4 protein-coding genes are annotated in these 2,424 nt (G+C 72.8%); all 4 read right to left on the minus strand.

Going from position 1 to position 2,424, the window contains the following annotated elements; translation table 11 throughout:
* Nucleotides 1-944, minus strand: a 944-nt coding sequence (locus GPK42_RS09785) for a histidine kinase dimerization/phospho-acceptor domain-containing protein (RefSeq protein ID WP_275950441.1), incomplete at its 3' end; no start/stop codon positions are given.
* Nucleotides 945-970: 26 nt separating this feature from the next.
* Nucleotides 971-1,633: a response regulator transcription factor gene (locus GPK42_RS09790; RefSeq protein ID WP_215694960.1), complete on the minus strand. Its 663-nt coding sequence runs from the start codon at nucleotides 1,631-1,633 to the stop codon at nucleotides 971-973.
* 45 nt (nucleotides 1,634-1,678) lie between these two features.
* Nucleotides 1,679-2,074 (minus strand): hypothetical protein, encoded by a 396-nt coding sequence (locus tag GPK42_RS09795; RefSeq protein ID WP_215694961.1) that lies wholly within the window; start codon nucleotides 2,072-2,074, stop codon nucleotides 1,679-1,681.
* Nucleotides 2,067-2,424, minus strand: a 358-nt coding sequence (locus tag GPK42_RS09800; RefSeq protein ID WP_479928816.1) for an ABC-2 family transporter permease, incomplete at its 5' end; no start/stop codon positions are given. The genes GPK42_RS09800 and GPK42_RS09795, both read right to left, overlap by 8 nt.

Raw genomic sequence — 2,424 nt, forward strand, 5'->3', positions numbered from 1 at the left:
GCCGGCCGCATGGGGGCCCTCTCCGCCCCGCCGGACCCGCGCGAGGCCTCGATGAGCAGGCGCACGTAGCCGTCGAGCCTTTCGACACTGCCGGCTATGTCGCGCGCGGCGGCCGCGAGGTCGGCGTCTTTCTCGTCTTCCAGCTCCTCCGCCACGAAGTCGGCGTTGGCGCGCAGCACGGTGAGCGGCGTCTTGAGGTCGTGGGCGAGCGACGCCATCTGCTCGCGCTGCCCCCGCTCCGCGGCCCAGCGGGCCTCGAGCGACTCGGCGAGGGAGGCCCGCATGGCGTCCATCGCGGCGAGGACGTCGTTCACCTCGCGCACGTTGGTGCTGCCGACCGCGAAGTCGAGCTCCCCCGCGCCGACGCGCCCCGCCGCCTCCGCGAGCGGCGCCATCTTGCGCGAGATCACGCGGCTCGCGCGGCGCGCCACGAGCGCGAGCGCGAGCGCGCTTCCCGCCGCGGCGCCGACGAGCATGAGATTCTGCGGGTTGGGAAGCAGGCCGGCGAGGTCGCGGGAGACCCACTGCGGCAGGTACTCGCTGACGAGTGCGCAGGCCCCGCCGCCCTTGAGCGGGAACGCGGCGTAGGTGAGGCCCGAGCCCCCGCCCTCGATCTCCACTGTGCCCGGATCCGCGGCGAGTGCCGCACGGGCCATTTCCGTCGCGTCCTCGAGCCGCGTGCCCTCGAGGTCTGTCATCAGCACGTATCCGTCCTTGTTCAGGATGAGGTAGCGGTACGCCGTCGGCACGTCCTGCTGCCCGCAGACGCCGTCGCGTGCCAGGCCCTCCGCGACCTCGCGCGCATTGGCCGGCCCCCAGCTTGCCTCGTAGACGAAGCCCGCGTTGATCGCCACGGAGAGCACCATGAACGAGGCGAGCCACGCCGTGGCGACCGCCGCGAACGCGTAGGCGAAGTATCGCGCGATGACGAAGGAGAGCGGCATGCCCCCGCGACCTCGCGCCCCGGTCCTTAGAGCTGCCACTTGTACCCCATCCCCCAGACGGTCGCGATCGGATCGGCGCCGGCCTCGGAGAGTTTCCTTCGGGCGCGGCTGACCTGCATGGATATGGCCGCGTCGTCGGCGTCGCTCTCCCAGCCGAGCACCGCCTCGCGTATCTGCGCGCGGCTCATGACCTGCCCGGGGTGGCGGGCGAGGTACTCGCAGATGGCGTACTCGGTGGGCGTGAGCGGCACGGCCTCGCCTCCCACGGCGAGGCCGCGCGCCCCGAGGTCGATCCTCACCTCCCCGAAGGAGAGGGCGTGCGAGCGCGGCCGGCGCTCACGGCGTAGATGGGCCGCGACCTTGGCGCGCAGCTCCGCGGCCCCGAAGGGCTTGCGGACGTAGTCGTCGGCGCCCAGGCCGTAGCCGGCCACGGCGTCCTCCTCGGCCGCGCGCGCGGTCAGGAAGATGATGGGCCCGTCGAAGTCCGGGCGGATCTGCCGCACGAGCTCGAAGCCGTCGAGCCCCGGCATCATGACGTCGCAGAGCACGAGGTCGAAGCGCGAGAGGTCCATCCCCGGGACCGCCGTCGGGTCCGCTGCCTTGACGACCTCATGGCCGTCGCGGCCGAGGACGCGCGCGAGCGCGTCGAGGATCGCCCGTTCATCATCCACTGCCAGTATCCTCGCCATGTTCGACCTCCTGAAACTCCCGTCGGAATTGTACTAGCGACGCGCTCAGCGGTCCAGAGCCCCGCGCGCAGCCGCGGGCGCCTCGGCCGCATCGCACGCGCGGTAGCGCACGCCCGAGCCGCCGCGCGCCTCGATCTCGAGCCAGCCCTCGCCGTCCGACTCCCGCCCGAAGAAGATGAGCTGGAGCTCTCGGACATTGCCCCTGTCGTCCGCCGCGTCCACCAGGTAGACGTAGTTCGCCCCCGCCCCGGTGGCGTCGGCGTAGGAGCTCGCGTGACTGCCGGGCTCGGGCGCCCACATGGTGATCTCAGGGTTGGGCAGCACGCGGTCGGCAATCGAGCGCAGCGCCGACCCCCAGCCGGCGTCGAGCAGGGCATTCCCGCCCAGGACGAGCGTTGCGGAGAGGAGGGCGAGCACGGCGGCGAGCGGCTTCCTACGCATCTGCCCTCCCGTCCTCGAAGCGGCAGAACCAGGCGATAAGGACGGCGGCGGTTGCCAGGGTGAGCACGAGGCCAGCGAGCGCAGTCGTGAGGAGAGGGCCCACCGCGCGTGCGGCGTCGATGAAAGCCTCCACCCCGAGCGACCCCAGACGCGCGGGCCAGGCGAGCGGCACCCAGCTCAGGGGCGTCGCCAGGGCACCGGTGAGCTCGCCGGTCATGAGGCCGTGCGCAAGTCCGCCCACTGAGAAGAAGGCGAGGAGCATCCCCGCCGCGCCGGCGCCGATGGCGGCGTTGCGGCCGAGGCGCAGGGCCACGCCGAGCCCCAGCGCGTAGAGGGGCAGGCTGCCCAGC

It is taken from the genome of Collinsella aerofaciens (assembly GCF_018785265.1).
In the GTDB taxonomy this organism is placed as follows: Bacteria; Actinomycetota; Coriobacteriia; order Coriobacteriales; family Coriobacteriaceae; genus Collinsella; species Collinsella aerofaciens_AI.

What these genes read in the sequence shown, in the direction of transcription:
- GPK42_RS09790 (WP_215694960.1), bottom strand. Translation starts at nt 1,633, where the DNA reads ATGGCGAGGATACTGGCAGTGGATGATGAACGGGCGATCCTCGACGCG.
- GPK42_RS09795 (WP_215694961.1), bottom strand. Translation starts at nt 2,074, where the DNA reads ATGCGTAGGAAGCCGCTCGCCGCCGTGCTCGCCCTCCTCTCCGCAACG.